This window comes from Paenibacillus agri (assembly GCF_013359945.1).
GTDB lineage: Bacteria > Bacillota > Bacilli > Paenibacillales > Paenibacillaceae > Paenibacillus_AQ > Paenibacillus_AQ agri.
Map to the genome: position 1 here is coordinate 1 of NZ_JABWCS010000139.1, position 419 is coordinate 419.

A 419-nucleotide genomic window follows, 5' to 3' on the forward strand; every position below is an offset into this window, starting at 1 on the left:
CAGAGATATATCCAAAGTGGACTCCGATGGGTCGTAGATCTAGATCTGGAAAAGTTCTTCGACCAGGTGAATCATGACATGTTGGTGGCAAGGGTGGCGCGAAAAGTGACGGATAAAAGAGCACTAACTCTGATCCGAGCCTACCTGAATGCCGGAGTCATGGTGGATGGAAAATGGGAGCGCAGCCGGGAAGGGACGCCGCAAGGCGGTCCACTCAGCCCGCTGCTGGCGAACATTTTACTGGATGATTTGGACAAGGAGCTAAGCGGACGAGGATTGCGATTTGTACGCTATGCGAACGACTGTAATATCTTTGTAGCGAGTAGGCGAGCAGGCGAACGTGTGATGGAATCGGTAAGTCGGTTTGTAGAAGGGAAGCTAAAACTGAAAGTAAACCGGGAGAAAAGTGCGGTGGACAG

General features: G+C 51.3%; 1 protein-coding gene. It reads left to right on the plus strand.

All coding sequences use genetic code 11. The features are described from left to right. Positions 1–419, plus strand: a 419-nt coding sequence (locus HPT30_RS00690; RefSeq protein ID WP_246316845.1) for a reverse transcriptase domain-containing protein, incomplete at both ends; no start/stop codon positions are given.